The sequence below is a fragment of the Vibrio sp. 10N.261.51.A3 genome (assembly GCF_041471965.1).
GTDB lineage: Bacteria > Pseudomonadota > Gammaproteobacteria > Enterobacterales > Vibrionaceae > Vibrio > Vibrio crassostreae_C.
Map to the genome: position 1 here is coordinate 40,894 of NZ_JBFRPK010000058.1, position 16,627 is coordinate 57,520.

General features: G+C 44.1%; 13 protein-coding genes and 3 pseudogenes. 11 read left to right on the forward strand and 5 right to left on the reverse strand.

Annotated elements, in window-relative coordinates; all coding sequences use genetic code 11:
* Positions 1-4 precede the first annotated feature (4 nt).
* The gene (locus AB4371_RS14795; RefSeq protein ID WP_102431864.1) at positions 5-397 is read right to left on the reverse strand and encodes a RidA family protein; all 393 of its coding nucleotides are present in this window, start codon (positions 395-397) and stop codon (positions 5-7) included.
* A 103-nt stretch (positions 398-500) separates the two neighbouring features.
* Positions 501-1,934, reverse strand: a complete 1,434-nt coding sequence (locus AB4371_RS14800) for an amidohydrolase family protein (RefSeq protein WP_102398392.1) — start codon at positions 1,932-1,934, stop codon at positions 501-503.
* A 176-nt stretch (positions 1,935-2,110) separates the two neighbouring features.
* Here AB4371_RS14800 and AB4371_RS14805 point away from each other — a divergent pair, with 176 nt between their 5' ends.
* Positions 2,111-3,385, forward strand: a complete 1,275-nt coding sequence (locus tag AB4371_RS14805; protein ID WP_372150236.1) for an amino acid deaminase — start codon at positions 2,111-2,113, stop codon at positions 3,383-3,385.
* 173 nt (positions 3,386-3,558) lie between these two features.
* A complete protein-coding gene (locus tag AB4371_RS14810) occupies positions 3,559-4,422 on the forward strand; it encodes a MurR/RpiR family transcriptional regulator (protein ID WP_017070153.1) in 864 nt (287 codons plus the stop codon).
* Here the strand turns inward: AB4371_RS14810 and AB4371_RS14815 are convergent.
* Positions 4,419-4,956 (reverse strand): annotated as a pseudogene (locus AB4371_RS14815) (hydrolase). The gene AB4371_RS14810 and the pseudogene AB4371_RS14815 sit on opposite strands and share 4 nt — an antisense overlap.
* Before the next feature lie 192 nt (positions 4,957-5,148).
* Between AB4371_RS14815 and AB4371_RS14820 the strand changes: the two are divergent.
* From AB4371_RS14820 to AB4371_RS14845, 6 genes and pseudogenes are all read left to right on the forward strand, one after another.
* Positions 5,149-5,733 (forward strand): porin family protein, encoded by a 585-nt coding sequence (locus AB4371_RS14820; RefSeq protein WP_017062017.1) that lies wholly within the window; start codon positions 5,149-5,151, stop codon positions 5,731-5,733.
* 233 nt (positions 5,734-5,966) lie between these two features.
* A complete protein-coding gene (locus tag AB4371_RS14825) occupies positions 5,967-7,589 on the forward strand; it encodes a phosphoethanolamine transferase (protein WP_372150238.1) in 1,623 nt (540 codons plus the stop codon).
* A 326-nt stretch (positions 7,590-7,915) separates the two neighbouring features.
* Positions 7,916-8,851: a CorA family divalent cation transporter gene (locus AB4371_RS14830; protein ID WP_017062015.1), complete on the forward strand. Its 936-nt coding sequence runs from the start codon at positions 7,916-7,918 to the stop codon at positions 8,849-8,851.
* Positions 8,851-9,427: pseudogene (locus AB4371_RS14835) on the forward strand (mechanosensitive ion channel family protein). The gene AB4371_RS14830 and the pseudogene AB4371_RS14835 overlap by 1 nt, the downstream one beginning before the upstream one ends.
* Positions 9,428-9,445: 18 nt before the next feature.
* Positions 9,446-9,645, forward strand: a pseudogene (locus AB4371_RS14840) (AraC family transcriptional regulator); the annotation flags it as partial.
* Between the two features lie 134 nt (positions 9,646-9,779).
* Positions 9,780-10,412: a triacylglycerol lipase gene (locus tag AB4371_RS14845; RefSeq protein WP_017061192.1), complete on the forward strand. Its 633-nt coding sequence runs from the start codon at positions 9,780-9,782 to the stop codon at positions 10,410-10,412.
* Positions 10,413-10,545: 133 nt separating this feature from the next.
* Here AB4371_RS14845 and AB4371_RS14850 read toward each other — a convergent pair whose 3' ends face one another.
* Entirely contained in the window at positions 10,546-11,520 is a 975-nt protein-coding gene (locus tag AB4371_RS14850) for an arginine deiminase-related protein (protein WP_017061193.1), read from the reverse strand.
* A 586-nt stretch (positions 11,521-12,106) separates the two neighbouring features.
* Between AB4371_RS14850 and AB4371_RS14855 the strand changes: the two genes are divergently transcribed.
* Together AB4371_RS14855 and AB4371_RS14860 are read left to right on the forward strand one after the other, a co-directional pair.
* Positions 12,107-13,957 (forward strand): ABC transporter ATP-binding protein, encoded by a 1,851-nt coding sequence (locus AB4371_RS14855; protein ID WP_372150240.1) that lies wholly within the window; start codon positions 12,107-12,109, stop codon positions 13,955-13,957.
* Between the two features lie 286 nt (positions 13,958-14,243).
* Positions 14,244-14,948 carry a DUF445 domain-containing protein gene (locus tag AB4371_RS14860; protein ID WP_372150242.1) on the forward strand — a complete coding sequence of 235 codons (705 nt, stop codon included), beginning with the start codon at positions 14,244-14,246 and terminating at the stop codon, positions 14,946-14,948.
* 110 nt (positions 14,949-15,058) lie between these two features.
* Here the strand turns inward: AB4371_RS14860 and AB4371_RS14865 are convergent, their stop codons facing one another.
* Positions 15,059-15,547 (reverse strand): Lrp/AsnC family transcriptional regulator, encoded by a 489-nt coding sequence (locus AB4371_RS14865; RefSeq protein WP_004732526.1) that lies wholly within the window; start codon positions 15,545-15,547, stop codon positions 15,059-15,061.
* A 278-nt stretch (positions 15,548-15,825) separates the two neighbouring features.
* On the opposite strand from AB4371_RS14865, the gene AB4371_RS14870 reads away from it, so the two are divergent.
* The gene (locus tag AB4371_RS14870) at positions 15,826-15,996 is read left to right on the forward strand and encodes a hypothetical protein (RefSeq protein WP_019823299.1); all 171 of its coding nucleotides are present in this window, start codon (positions 15,826-15,828) and stop codon (positions 15,994-15,996) included.
* The last annotated feature ends 631 nt before the right edge of the window (positions 15,997-16,627 follow it).

Sequence of the window (16,627 nt, forward strand, 5' to 3'; positions counted from 1 at the left end):
ATTACTAAACGCGATCCGCGCGGTAGCAAGTCACATCTACTTCAACCTTCACGTCTACAACTAGGTCGCAAACCATGCAGATACGAGCCGGTGGGTTAGCACCGAAGAACTCTTTGAATACCTTATTAAAAGATTGGAAGTAACGAGAATCCGTTAGCACAACCTTTACGTGCATTACGTCTTCTAGGGCGTAGCCCGCTTCAGTCATGATATCGACACAGTTTTGGATCGCTAGGCGAGACTGGTCAACAATGCCACCCTCTACCACTTCACCATCTGTCATCGGTGTCTGGCCAGAAACGTATAGGAAACCACCCGCTTCAGTTGCGCGTGCAAATGGTAAATGTTGTCCGCCTGTACCTGTACCGCCTTCAACACCGTAACGTTTAATAGTCATTTTTTAACTCCACTTCTTTATAGATAATATTGGTTCTGTTCCAATATATTTAAATTAATTCGTCGTTTTCTTATTACTGTATATCTAATAAAATAATTAAATTCTAATTACGGTAAATAAAAACGCCTGAACGATTATTTTTCACTTTTCCTTTTTGGTAAGTTAACTCACCATTTACAAATACACTTTCGATTCCCTCAGCAACTGACATAGGATTTTCAAATGTTGCTGTGTCTTTAATATTCTTTGGGTCAAATAAAACTAAATCGGCAAATGCGTCTTGGCGAATCTCACCTCTTCCCGCGAGGTTATAGCGCTTCGCAGACATTCCGGTCATTTTGTGAATCGCTTCTGGTAGCGCAAACAGTTTTTCATCTCGGCAGTAATGACCTAAGACTTTCGGGAAGGTGCCCCACAATCTTGGATGTGGATGCGGGTCATTGGGTAAACCATCAGAACCAACCATGGTCAGCTTGTATTTCAATACGCGCTTTACGTCGTTCTCATCCATGCAGTGGTAAACCGCACCGGCTGGTTGAAGCGCTTTTGCTGCGTCCATCAGTGGTAGGTTCATCTCATCAGCAATCTGCTTAAGCGTTTTGCCTGCATGTTCTGGCTTTGCTTTAGACCAAGTAATGAAGATATCGAAATCGTCCGTCACCTGTTTCAAATCTAATGTCGAAGAGCTCGCTGAGTATGGGTAGCAGTCGCAAGACACATCTTGGTGCTCAGAAACCTTGTCCATCAAATCAAGTACTTCAACGGTTCTGCCCCAGTTACCTGCACCTGCACATTTAAGGTGAGAGATAACAACCGGTACTTTCGCGTATTGCCCAGTCTCAAACGCTTCTTCCATCGCGCTTAAGATCTCTTCAAATTCGGTACGCATATGCGTGGTATAGATGCCGCCATGGCTAGAAAGCACTTTCGCTAACTGCATCACTTCGTTGGCATTAGCTTGTTTCGCGCTGGCGTAAGCCAAACCTGAACTCAAACCCAGTGCACCCTGCTCCATCGCTAAATCAAGGTTGGTTTGCATTACCGCGATTTCTTCTTCGCTTGCGGTGCGTTGTAGGTCGTCCATCACTTGGTTACGCAGTGTGGTGTGACCAACTAACGCTGCTACGTTCACCGCTGGTTGCGCTTGCTCTACGGCTTGTGCATACGCGGCAAAGGTTGGGTATTTGAAATCAGCCTGCGCGCCTAATAGGTTCATTGGGTCTGGTGGATCGCCCGCCAAAACCGTTGGCGATGCGCTGATGCCACAGTTGCCAACAATTACGGTTGTCACGCCTTGGCTGATCTTTGGTAGGCAGTCTGGGTAACGAATTACATTGGTATCGTCGTGTGTGTGTACATCGATGAATCCAGGAGCCAATGCTAAGCCAGCTCCCTCAACCAACTGGCTACAATCTTCATGATCGACTTTGCCAATTTCGGCGATTTTTCCATCTCGGATTGCTACATCGGCACAAAACGATTGTTCGCCGGTGCCATCAAACACCTCTACATTTTTGATTATCGTATCGAACAACATTTTTCACTCTCTCAATCCACTGTGTTGATGGAGCTATATTAGAAATCCAGCCGATTATTTTCAGTGACAAAACACACATAATATTTTAATTTGTGCGATAGTTTCTATCATAAAACACATTGTAGATATATTTAAACATTAAATAACAACCACTTAAATCATGTTAGGAATCAGCAATGAAACATAACCCTGCACAAAAAGATGTTATAAAGTATCAAAAGGATAGTTTCATCTTGACTGAAAAAGGCCAAAAAGGGAGAGCAGTATCACAATCTGAGAACGGTGTTTATCGACTGGTTGATGAAGACATTTCGCTTCCGGTAGCAATTATCAAACAATCAGCGTTGACCAATAACCTGAATTGGATGCAATCATTCGCCGATCATCATCAGGTTAAATTGTCGCCACATGGCAAAACATCGATGACGCCTGATTTCTTCCGTCAACAGCTAGAAAATGGCGCTTGGGGTATTACAGTAGCAACGCCTGCACAGGCAGAAGTTGCCGCTATGGCGGGTGCAAAACGAATCATCATGGCCAACCAATTGGTGGGTAAAACCAACATGGCGATCGTTGAACAGCTGATCAGTGAATTTGATGTCGACTTTTACTGTTGTGTGGATTCATCGGTCAACGTGCAGCAACTTAGCCAATATTTCGCTAATACAAAGCAGACGCTAAAAGTACTGATCGAATTTGGTGTGCCGGGCGGTCGTTGTGGTTGTCGTTCACCACAAGAAGTTCTAGAACTGGCTCAAACCATCCAAGACACACCTGCCCTTTCGCTCGCGGGTATTGAGGTGTATGAGGGTGTGATTCACGGTGACAACGCAGAACAAGACATTCGCACCTTCTTGAAACAGGCGCTGACTTCGGTCGAAAGCCTCGCATCAGATGGCCTAATTGCAGGGCAACCTATCATCACGGGTGCCGGCTCTGCTTGGTATGACGTGGTTGCAGAATGTTTAGCGAACCTAACCGATTACTTGGCGATCATCCGCCCGGGTTGTTATGCCATTCACGACACAGGCATCTACCTAGACGCTCAAAGCAAAGTGTTGCAGCGTGCCCAAGTAAACCAAGGTTACGCGTGTGAATTGGGTGGAGCTCTGGAATCGGCACTTGAGGTATGGGCGTATGTAATCTCTCGCCCAGAACCGACTAAACTAGTGGTTGGGCTAGGCAAGCGTGATGTGGCCTTTGATGCGGGTTTACCTATTGCCGAACGCGGCTATCGCAATGGCAAAGCTATCTCTGTGAAAGGGCTGACTGCGACCGCCGTGATGGATCAGCATACCTTTGTTGAAACGGACGGCTCTTCTGAGATTGAAGTGGGAGACATGATTGCCTTCTCAACCTCACACCCGTGTTTAACCTTCGATAAGTGGCACTACATTGCCATCAGCGATGACGACCATCAGGTAACAAACTGGGTGGAAACCTGCTTCTAGTTCGATTTTTCAATAAGCTAGAATCAGCGAAGCAATAAGATATACTAACGGGGCTAAGGCTTAGTTTTTAATGGATTAGTGCTCATAAAAAGCTAAAGAGCTTGCTTCTTACGAGCTAGATTCTTAATAACTAGGTAATAACGATTAGCCCCATCAACAAAGGATCAGGATTCTTGAGTTTAGAAGTAGATATCATTTCACAGATAACGGAGCGTTTTCCCGCTCTTCGTGATGCAGAGAAAAAAGTCGCTAAGCTGATCATGGACGACATTGATTTTGCTGCCAATGCCAGCATCACAGAGCTTGCTGAAAGCGCTCAAGTGAGTGAAGCCACCATTACACGTTTTGCTAAAGCGATCGGTTGCAGCAACGTACGTGATATGAAGATTAAGTTGGCTCAGACGCTAACCGTTGGCCAGCGCTTTATCCTCGAACCGGTTGACCAAACGGGTTATCAAGGTATCTACGAATCGATCAAGCAAAGCCTAGACATCAACCGCACCTTGTTCAAAGAGCAAGACGTTGAAACCGCAGTCAGCTGGCTGCATAACGCCAGACAAATCATTGCTATCGGCATGGGTGGTGGTTCGACTATCGCCTCTCAAGAACTGCAACACCGACTGTTCCGATTGGGCTACCCAGTGGTGTCGTACAATGATGGCTTAATGTCACGCATGGTTGCTGCGACAGCAGATGTCAATGATGTCATGGTGATGATCTCCGCGACCGGTTTCACGCCTGTGATTACTGAAACCGCAGAGCTGGCTAAGCAGTACGGGCTTAAGATCATCGCAATTACCCCACAAGATACACCGCTGGCAAAGATTGCCGATATCTTGTTGCCCATCAAACATATGGAAACTGACTTCATCTACAAACCGTCGGCTTCTCGCTACGCCATGTTGGCGTTAGTGGATGTGCTTTCTATGGGAATCGCGGTCAATCATAAGAATCGCTCGCGCGACAAGCTGCGTCGCTTGAAGGTTGCGTTAGATTCCTACCGAGGTGGGGGCGACAGACAGCCTCTCGGTGATTAACGAATCAAGGATAGAATGAGCTTAAATTCTGGTGCGCGGCAATCTTTCACTAGCTCGTATAAGCTCATTTCTAATCCCGTAATTTGGACACCAGCGTCCTGTAATCGGCTGATAGCCAACTTCTTATTCAATGCTGTCCGTGAACCAATACAGTCGCCAACTACCTGAACCCTGTACCCAAGCTCCAACAAACCCAATGCGGTTTGATAAACACAAATATGAGCCTCAATCCCACACCAACCAAGTCTCTACATCCTTGGTTTGAACCGCCTCAACAAACTTGGGCTCATCACACGCGTTGAAAGTGAATTTAGGTATCGGCTTTGCATCATTCAGCAAGTCATTAAGTTCGTCGACTGTAGCACCTAGCTTCTCTGGGTTCTGCTCCAAACGAATAATTGACAGCCCCAAAACCTGCGCTCCTTGAGCTAACTTCCCGCAATTAGCAATCAGCGTATCGCTCTCATCAACAAGGCGTGCGAGCTTGCCTTGTACGTCCACAACCACCAAACCTGTGTTTTGTTTCGTTAGCATGTTTATTCCTTGTTTTAAACAGCCTGACTCACTAAGCAACCTGATGTGTATTTTTTCTACTATGTAACGATTCAGCTTACAAAGCCATACAGTAATACATACAAGACTACGGAATAATACTCACCAACGGTCGAAAGGTCGCAAAATAAAAATTATTGATACTGGCATGACATTTAAGAGTGAGTAACAAAGATGAACAAGATAACGAAATCAGCATTAGCACTGGGTTTAATCAGCGCAGTTTCTCTTCCAGCTTTAGCAGCAGGTACTGACGGCGGTGCGTACATTGGTGGCGGACTTAGTGTCTACCAAGATTCTGACACAGACGGTCACGGTAGCTTAGATTCAGATGGCATGGGCTACAACCTATACGGCGGCTACCAATTCAACCGTATCGTAGGTGTTGAACTTGGCTACACAGATTACGCAAACTACAAAAATAGCGCTGAAAAGCTGTCTCCGACGTCTGTTTCTTTGTCAGCAAATCTTGGTTACACATTCGACAACACAATCCGCCCATTCGTATTGGCTGGTTTAAGCTCTGTTGACCTAAACGCAAATAAGAGTGCTGGTTACGCTGATGACAGCGGTACGGGTTTCCACTTTGGTGTAGGTGTTGAATACACGCCAATCGAACACCTAACGCTACGCTTAATCTCGCAAGCGGATGCAGTAAGCGTAGACGACACGGTCCAATTTAAGAACTCTCAGATATCAGCTGGTGACCACACGCTTGCCTTCAACAGCATTAGCTTCGGTGGTTCTTACAACTTCTAATGTGATTGAACCACATAGAATAAGCTGAACATACTAATTCACTTTGCTGTTCCACCTTGTCATGAAGGTCACTCAGTAAAGTGAATTTTTTGTTTCTACACGCACTATCGCGTCATTTCACTTTAGCCGGTTTATCGCTCACCATTACTTACTGAGCTTTATGCGTTGATATTAGAGCTTTCTTGGTAGCGAGACTAAAATAAAGGGATAAGAGACGCAGGAAAACAAGACCTATGAATCTACCAAGCTTTAACATGTCGATAAACAAGCTGCCTTTTGTGTTGGCCGTGTATTATCTGCTTGTCGTCAATCTACCTCTCTCCCAAGAACTGTTTAGTATTGTTCAGGCATCGAAGTCTGAAAGCGTTGCGTTTCTTATCTCCATTCCTATCTTCTTCCTTGCTGCCTTTAATTTAATCTTCCAAGTCTTCAACTGGCCTATTTTCTCTAAGCCGTTTTTCATCTTATTGCTGATCACCTCAACCTTAGTCAGCTACAGCATGTTCAACTACGGCATTTTTGTAGACTATGGAATGATAGAAAACGTCTTCGAAACCAACAGCGGAGAGGCTGCTAGCTACCTAAGCAGCTATTCTATTTTATGGTTTGTTCTGATGGGAGGAGTCCCGTCACTGCTGCTTTTATTTACGGATCTTGAAAGAGAATCTTGGAAAGATTTTGCTATTGGGAAGGCGATTGGATTGCTCTCTTCGTTGATCGTCATTGCCATCATTACCGGGTTGTTTTACAAAGATTATGTGTCGATTGGTCGTAATAACTCTCATCTTAAAAAGATGATCATTCCGACCGAATACGTAGCATCAACAGTCAAATACATCAATAACACCTACATCAAACAGCCCATCCCCTATCAAGAATTGGGATTAGATGCTCAACTCAAGCCACAAGCAAAAGCGGCAACCAAACCGACCTTATTGGTGTTTGTTCTTGGTGAAACAGCACGTGTATATAACTACCAATATTATGGCTATGAGAAAGAAACCAATGCTCATACCAAACCCTATAATCCGATCTTTTTCTCTGATGTTCAGTCATGCGGAACAGCCACTGCGGTTTCTGTGCCGTGTATGTTTTCTAACATGAACCGAAGCAACTACGATCGCGACAAAGCCTACAACCAAGATAACGTAGTCGACATTATGAACCGCGCGGGCATTCACTCTATCTGGCGAGAGCACGATGGTGGAGACAAGGCGGTCGCACATCGAATCAAAGAGATGACTCTCGTCGCCAAAGACAGCGACCCATTGTGTAATAACGACGTATGCTACGACACAGCGATGCTAGAGAACTTCGAACAAGATACGCAAGATCTCAAGCAAGATAGCATCATTTTCTATCACATTGCCGGATCTCACGGCCCAACGTACTTTGAGCGTTATCCAGAAGAACATAAGAAATTTACGCCTGACTGCGCTCGTGCAGATATCGAAAACTGTACCAAAGAGGAAGTGGTTAACACCTACGACAACACCATCTTGTATACGGATTTCTTTCTCTCACAGGCTATGCAAAAACTAGAGAAACTCACCGATAAGTACAACGTGGCGCTGATGTACATTTCCGATCATGGTGAATCTTTAGGGGAAAACGGCGTCTACTTGCACGGTATGCCTTATTCATTGGCACCGAAAGAGCAAACCCATGTGCCTATGATCATGTGGATGTCTGATGGCTTCGCCGAGCAGAAAGGGATAAACCAAACCTGCTTAAGAAAGGCGGGGAAAGAGCAGAGCTTTTCTCACGATAACCTGTTCGACTCCTTGCTTGGCCTAATGGACGTGCAAACCAAAGAATACCGAGAGAACCAAGACATTTTTGCTTCTTGTCGCTAGTGCTTTTGCTTATGTAAACCATCGGAAAACTCGAGTTGCCTGAGCAAGCTCTCCGCAACCTCCCCTAAAAAGAAAAGACCTCGGTCTTTTCTTTTTTTTGTCGCTAACATGGAGCCAGAGTGCTAATTTATAACGACGAAACAATGAGCTACATTTAATAGAGACAATAATGGAAGAGTCCGTCGTACTCCAAAGACCAACATGTCTTATTAGACTTCATCTCACTCACATCGCTCATTGAACTTACCACGATTAAGCTCAGTTCAATACCGCGCCTGAATGGCGCCTAATATCAATGTTTACGTCATATCATTAAGGACAAATGAATGGACGCTTTCATAATTTCAAGCTGGCAATTTTCTGAGGGGGTGGCACATGAACACACCACCAGCCCAGCCTCATTCGAGCAATCAACTTGGTATCACTGCCAAAGAGATGCTGACGGTTTGAGAGAATGGCTCCACAGTAATACGGTTCCAAATGCCATCATCGATTCATTACTCACCGATGACACCCGCCCTCGGTTCGAACAATTTGGCCACGACTGTTTTTTGATGATTCTGCGAGGCATTAATCTAAACGAAGGTGCTAACCCTGACGACATGCTTAGCCTACGCATCTTATGGTACAAAGGCACTTTAATATCGACACGTAAAGTTCCTTCAAAAGCGGTCAGTAATCTGATATCTGATCTCAAACAAAACCAAGGCCCTACATCATTACCTGATGTGTTGTTGGGCATGATCCGTGGAATCAACCACAGTATTTCAACCTTCCTAGCACCCGTCGAACTATTAATTGACGAGTTAGAATCTACATCCAATATCGACATAAGATCCATTAACGCTCTACATTCAAGGCTACTCAGACTAAGGCGTTATTTGAAGCCACAGAAATACGTTTTTGAAGATTTAATGAGTGACCTACCTGCGCCATTGAGTAAGCACAACAGTCATATAAAGAACAGCCTTGATACCATCCTGAGAATTAACGAGTCTGTTGAGTTTTACATCGAACAAATTAATGTATTTTTAGCGAGCCTAAGTCAGCAACAAGCTGAAAAAATGAATAGAAATACGTACCTATTTTCTATCATTGCAGGTATTTTCCTCCCTGCTGGGTTTTTCACCGGTTTACTGGGTGTCAATATCGCTGGGATACCCGGAACAGATAACCCGATAGCATTTCCACTATTTTGCGTTGGGCTGCTCGTGGTCATAGCGGCAGAGGTCGTTATTTTGAAAAAATTGAGGTTTATTTAATGGTTGAGTTTTTGCAATCCAATATGTGGCTTAGACAAGTAGTTTTAGGTTTACTTCTTATCACTGTGTATTGGGTGATCAAACGCTTAGGTAAGAACTGGATAGAAACATTAGCGGAAAATAAACGTGTCGAATTGAAGCGAAAGCAGTTCGTGATTAAGTGTTTCAATATTGTTCTGTTTCTACTCTTCATCGCTGTGTTTACGATTGTTCTTAACTTGGGTTTTGGTGATATTTCTCTGTTCTTGTCTTCGATATTTGCGGTGCTGGGTGTCGCTTTATTCGCGCAATGGTCGATTCTAAGTAACCTCACAGCCAGCGTACTAATATTTTTCGTCTTCCCTTATCGCATTGGCGACAGAGTAAGAGTCGCGGAGAAAGACGAAGACATCTGCGGTGTGATCATCGATATCACCATGTTCCATGTTATTCTTCGACACAGTTCGGGCAACATTATCACCTACCCTAATAACCTGATCCTACAAAAAGGCGTAATCAAAGTTTTGGTTGAACCGGAAGCAAAAAGTGAAGCAGGTGGATACTGAGCTAACCAAAACTGAAAATTCAGAATCATAAGATCTACTGGTGCCTTAGATATCGGCAAGTCAAACAGATAGACACAGCGAACTGATTCGTAAGATATTAAAAGAGCTTAGTTCGACATGGATTGCAAAACTTGGCGATAAAGGACATTAGAGAAAAGCTTCAATAAGGTAAAAAGTCTAACACCCAATACTTACGCCAAACAAGGCGGATTAACCATAGATGTGTATGGTGGAGTGAGATCTGACTAACCCACCTTTTCTCTATGACGAACGCACTGTTTATAACGTACACCTCTGTCTTTTGTGCCCCATTCGTAGCAAGTTTTATTGAGTTTAGATTTGCGACTAAATATACTGGGGACATCATCAGACGGAGGACAAAAATGAATAATAAAAACAAACATATAGTTTTAATTCATGGTCTATATATGCCTGCGTTGATCATGCTATATCTGGATAGAAACTTCAAAAAACGCGGCTTTACAACGCACAAGTTTGCCTACAACTCGCTGCGTTTCCCTTCTGCAGCCAAACGCCTCAATCGCTTCGTAAATGCTCGCTTTAATGAGTACGATGAGGTCTATTTCTTTGGTCACTCACTCGGTGGCTTGCTGATTCGCCACTACTTTAAGTTCTACCAACCCGACTTTGCAGACACCTGCATTATTACCGCAGGTACGCCGCACAATGGGGCAACCATAGCCAAAACGCTTTCGAATCATGGTCTTGGATTTATATTTGGTTCGAGCAAAATGATCTTAAGTGATGGCTTGGGTGACTACGATATTGATGTGCCGATTGGCGTGATTACAGGCACCTACGACGCCGGAGTTGGACGTATTGTACTGGGGAAAAACCCGGGCGATGGCACAGTCACACTCGAAGACGCCAACCTGAGAGGAGCAACGGATACTTACGCCCTCAAACTCAACCACACGGCGCTTGTCTACTCCAAAGAAGTCGTAACACTGTCGGCTCAGTTCATCGAACACAGAGCTTTTAAGGACGCTTCATAGCTTATTTCCATTAGCTTTTGCGCGTTGACTCCTGTATCGAGCTCTGTTCTCTTATATGTGAAAGACAAAAACAAAAATACCACTCTGCGATAAGAGTGGTATTCAAAGATTCATTACTGAAAGTGAGTGCTTGTTACAGACGATTTACTCGCGTTGGTAAAAACACCTCACCCAACATGCATCGCACCGAACCACCGCCAATGTCTTCAATCGTTTTCACGTTAAATGGCAGCAGTTTTCCATGCGTCGAAAGCTGAGCTAACTGGGCTGGAGAAAACGCATCGTAAGCCGATTGAGACATCGCGATCACCTTGTCGCCATTCACGGTTTCAAGCTGCAGGATGTTGCCACAGAAACGGTTCATCTGATCAATTGAGATAGAGATAACCTGCTTATCTTTAGCAAGCGACTTCACCACAAAGCGGCGCTCAAACTCTGGGATCACTTCATCACAGATCACGCAGAAATTATCACCAATCGCCATCATCACATTGGTGTGGTAGATCGGCTGACCAGACGGCAGTGCTGTTTGGAATGACACCACGCGAGAATAACCAATGCGCTTCGCATAATCTTCTAACACTTCGCGGTCACAACGCTGAGAAAGCGCAGCGTAGATGGTCTTGTTGATATGGTCGATCACCATCACGCCCGTGCTCTCTAGATAAGAACCTTGCGCGATGTAAGACTCTAGAGACTCGCTATGGTTAACAATGCGACCCGACGCTTCTAACGCTTCAATAAGAGCATTTGGCTTAACTTCATTCTGACGGTTTTCACACGCCATAGGGAACGTGAATAAGCTTCCATCACTACAGGTACTGAACCAGTTGTTTGGGAAAACAGCATCCGGAGTTTCAACGCCCAATTCTGGGTAATCAAACTCTACAACTTGCACACCTTCTTTACGCAACGAAGCGACCATAGCTTTAAATTCGGCCATCGTTTCTACTTTCACCTCAGCTTCGGTCAGATTAACTCTGTGCTGAAATTCGTTATCACGTGCTGTTTCTTCGTTAAATTTAAACTCTTTTGGTGGCACCATAACAACGCAATTGGCGTTTTGAACATTAGTGATATGAAGTGATTTTTTGTGTAGGTTTAACATTTCAACCGTCCCTATCTTTTATTTACTTCAGAATTGTAAACAACTTGTTACGACAAGATTCACTGAAAAGAATATTGATTTGAATATTTATCCCAAACAATTACTGCAGATCTTAGATTAATCGGTAATTTTTACTGCAAGATAACAGCACATCAGAAAGAACCAACTGTATGCATATTCGTTAAGTCACTTTATGGATAAATATTCTGATTCCATTTTCTCGCCCATCACGAGTTTTGATTACAATTCAATCCATTTAACGTTAGGATTATCACCGTTGCATAACAATCAATTACGTTTGAAATAAGCTTAACTTTTCCTGTCTAATTCAATCTAAAATACGCGTCATGAAAGACACTCTTTGGACCTTTCCTGTATCGCTTAGACAAAGTTTTAGTGTTTTAAAGCCAAGTGCCTAAATAGGCGCTAGAACAAAATCCATCGAATGACTTAATGCTGATAAGAACCCATGGGCGCTTATATAATTTCAAACTAAGGCAGTTAAATTTCGAATCAAGACCATAAAAACAAAGCTGCACCAACGATGCAGTCGCTTATAGATGCACTAGTTTATAAAGGGAAATCTATGTACAAGAAATTTGAAGGCTTTACTGAAGCCTTTCCAAAGGGAGAGCCGATACAGCCTCCTACTGGCATACTGGCATTCTGCCGCCATTACACTCGAGGTTTCGAAAAACCATTGATTTTGCTCGGGTTGATGAGCATGACCATCGCGATCATCGAAGTCGCGCTGTTCGGTTACATGGGGCAATTGGTCGACTGGCTATCAACAAGCAACCCAGACACTTTCTTAGCAGACAACGAATCGACATTGATGGGGCTCGGTATTCTGCTGTTGGTTGTGATGCCAATCTTGATCAGTGTTTACTCGCTATTGCTTCACCAAACTTTGCTGGGCAACTACCCAATGTCGATTCGTTGGTTAGCACACCGCTACCTTTTGAAGCAAAGCCTGTCCTTCTATCAAGATGACTTCGCCGGACGTGTCGCGACTAAAGTGATGCAAACCTCGCTCGCGGTGCGTGAGACCGTGACCAAAATGGTCGATGTGTTTGTCTACGTAACGGTTTACTTCACGGCGATGCTGTTCATGCTTGCTGAATCAGATTGGCGCTTGATGGCCCCGATGCTGATTTGGCTCTTCGTTTACATCGGTATTCAACTGCACTTCGTGCCAAAGCTAAAAGACGTTTCTTCAGAGCAAGCGGATGCTCGTTCATTGATGACGGGTCGTATTGTTGATAGCTACACCAACATCGCCACCGTGAAATTGTTCTCACACAGTAAAAGAGAAACCGAATACGCAGAAGAAGGCATGGAAGGCTTTTTAGATACGGTTCATCGCCAAATGCGCTTGGTTACTGGCTTCAACATCTGCGTTGAGTTCGCTAACTATCTATTGGTGTTCAGCATTGCGGGTATCTCTATCTACCTATGGTTAGACAACGCGATCACCGTGGGTGCGATCGCGATTGCGGTCAGCTTGGCTCTGCGTATTAACGGCATGTCGAAATGGATCATGTGGGAAATCGGTGGTCTGTTTGAAAACCTAGGTACCGTGATTGATGGCATTAAAACTCTGTCTAAGCCTATCGCTATCCAAGACAAGAAAGGCGCGAAGCCTCTGGACGTTCCACAAGGCGGCATCAACTTCGACAACGTTAGCTTTAACTACGGCGAGAACAAGGGCGTGATCAACAACCTTAATCTCAACATTAAGCCGGGCGAAAAAGTGGGCTTAGTAGGCCGCTCAGGTGCGGGAAAATCAACCTTGGTTAACCTGCTGCTGCGTTTCCATGATGTAGAAAGCGGTCGCATCTTGATTGACGATCAAGAGATCTCAACAGTGACGCAAGACTCGCTGCGTAGCAACATCGGTATGGTGACCCAAGATACTTCATTGTTACACCGCTCGATCAAAGACAACATTCTTTACGGTCGACCTGAAGCATCCGATGAAGAAGTTTACGCAGCCACCAAACAGGCGCACGCACATGAGTTTATCGAAACCCTAACCGACCCATTTGGCAACGTTGGCTACGATGCTCAAGTAGGTGAGCGTGGTGTTAAGCTTTCTGGTGGTCAGCGCCAACGTGTCGCTATCTCACGTGTTCTTTTGAAAAATGCTCCCTTACTTGTTCTCGATGAAGCCACTTCTGCACTCGATTCTGAGGTAGAAGCCGCGATTCAAGAGAGCTTGATTGAGCTAATGGAAGGCAAAACGGTTATTGCGATTGCACACCGCCTGTCGACCATTGCTGCGATGGATCGCCTGATCGTGCTTGATGCCGGCAATATCGTAGAAGAAGGCACGCACCAAGAGCTGATTAACCAGAATGGTATTTATGCGCAGCTATGGAATCACCAGACTGGTGGCTTCATTGCCGATGATCTTGAGCAAGCTACGAACGCTTAAATTTTGTGCTATTTTAAAAGTGCGATGTGATTCACACCAATTTGTTAATTAACGGTAAATTACATATAGCAGAATGTTATGTTGTAATTATATAATGACATTAACACCAAAGACGCCTCGCTTGCGCGTTCTGGAATAAGGCTAGACTTCGGGGGGAGGCTAGCCTTTTTTATGCCTGCTATTTGGTGCTCTTTGCTACCTGCCAAATAAACTTCATCGATCCTTTTGTTTTTTTCTTGGCGTTTTTTTCTTAAAATGCGCGCAATATTCTTTCTAGAGATCAACCATGAACAAAAGTGTCTTAACTAACGTTATTGCGTTAGCACTGCTTGCTGGCGGCTATGCGACAGCAAACCAATACTTGCTTTACGCAGGCCTATTCGCCTTTTCTGGTGCCATCACCAACTGGCTTGCGATTCACATGTTGTTCGAGAAAGTACCCGGCCTATACGGTTCTGGCGTTATTCCAGCGCGCTTTGAAGAGTTCAAGGCAGCCATCAAGCAACTGATGATGGAGCAATTCTTTACAGAAAGTAACATCGACCGCTTCCTAAGCAGCGAGATGACAGGAAAGTCGCTCAATCTAGAGCCTGTGATTCAGAAGATCGACTTTAACCCTGCATTCGACTCACTGGTGCATGTTATCGAGAACTCACAGTTTGGCGGTATGTTGGCAATGTTTGGTGGCACAGAAGCACTAGAGCCTATGAAAGCACCGTTTGTTGAGAAGATGCAAGAATCTGTGATTGAAATCAGCAAGAGTGATTCTGTAAAAAATGCCATCAAAAACGAGCTAGAATCGCCTGCGATGATGGATGAAATTAAAGAGAACATTGAGGCGATCATCGATCAGCGCTTGAATGAACTAACACCTAAACTGGTTAAAGAGATGGTTCAGACCATGATCAAGAAACACCTTGGCTGGCTTGTGGTTTGGGGCGGTGTATTCGGTGGTGTGATTGGCTTAATCTCTGCGGCCATTACGCTGTAAGCCGAACAAGTTTATCGGATTGCTCTTTATATGACGCTCAACAAAAAATGGAAGCTTATTAGCTTCCATTTTTTATATCTAAATCACCTTGGTAAGGCGAAAGCAGGCCACTATTTTAGAGTTGCCAACAACTCAGGGTTCACGCCAAAACCCTTTTTGTGCTCTTCAATCACCACTTCACTGCGTGTCTGAATCACACCAGGTAGGGTGCCCAACTTAGTTGCCATAAACGCTTGATACGCCTTCATGTCTTTCACTCGAACCTTGATCATGGTGTCAAAGTCACCCGACAGTGAGTAGCACTCTTCCACCTCAGGCATCATCTCTACCGCTTGGGCAAATTTGTCGAAGATCGAAAAGCTAGTCTGGTCGAGACGGATATGGATAAAGACTTGAACATCGAGTCCCAGCTTTTCTGAACAAAGCTCAGCATGATAGCCCGTGATGTAGCCCTCTTTCTCCAATCGCTTGAGTCTATCAGAGCAAGGTGACGTAGTAAGGTTGACCTGTTTTGCCAGTTCAACAACAGGTAAACGCCCTTTCATATGCAGAATTCTTAGTATCTCTTTATCGATACGATCGAGCTGATGCTGAGACATAACATTCCTTAAACATTCTAAATTCCGCTCAGTATATTCCATACCAAGTGCAATCGAAGAAAACCTCGCTCACACATTTAAAAACTAAATGCACGGATGACATTCACACCAAATATAAATACATACAAATAGATAAGAACCCTTATAAATCAAACTCTAGTTATTAACAAATTATTATAGAAATGACCCGATTAACAAATAAGTTGAGCCGGAAACGAAAGAAAGGATATAGGCCAAAGTGAATAATATAATTATCAAAGAGAAAGGATGACTCTATTATGAAAACGCAAGAACTCGCATATAAACCTTACGGTATTGGTTCATGGACACACGTAACGGTATCAAAAGATGTTGCTCAGGCACTAGCAAATGAGTACTCAAACTATGGTTGGGATGTGAAGATTGATGGCGACGCCATTGATGCCGAGCTAGCACTCAAAGCCGCATAGCATAGAAACGCAAAAACCTCCTAAAACGGAGGTTTTTTGATCTAAGTTAGTGAGCGCTTACTGTAAATTAAGCTAAACCAACTTGGGGAACAGTACTTCCTGTTTCGCAACGGCAGTTACACGTGCGGCAGAAGTGCTGAGTTTCCATATCGTAGTACAAGTTTCCACTAAATAGCTTTGACGTCCATTGCATCATACGGCCAGGGGTTGTCTCGGGCTCTGATTCACAACGTTTCATTATAGACTTATGTAGTGTTGTTTTTTTACATCCTTTGCAATAGAGATCTGGCATACCTTTGTCCTATAGGTCTTTAGTGGTTACTGACAATTGACACATCATGTCCAATTCAGTTCAACAATTCACCGAGCTAATCACAAAAGTGAGCGCTAAGTTCAAAAAACAGCCATTTTTCTGTTTTATTTTTTGACGTCAAACGCCATTAATATGATTGATCTTTCATTTACCGATCCAGATCCTACGCTTTCAATTTACATTGTAAACCCCCTTAAAACCGACTCCTCAACGCGATCTTCCATCAAATACACCAACAAAAAAACGGCACTCCCATTATGAAAGTGCCGATTTATAAAATCATTTTAGGTTCAATATAACCGGTGTTTTTCAAGGTAG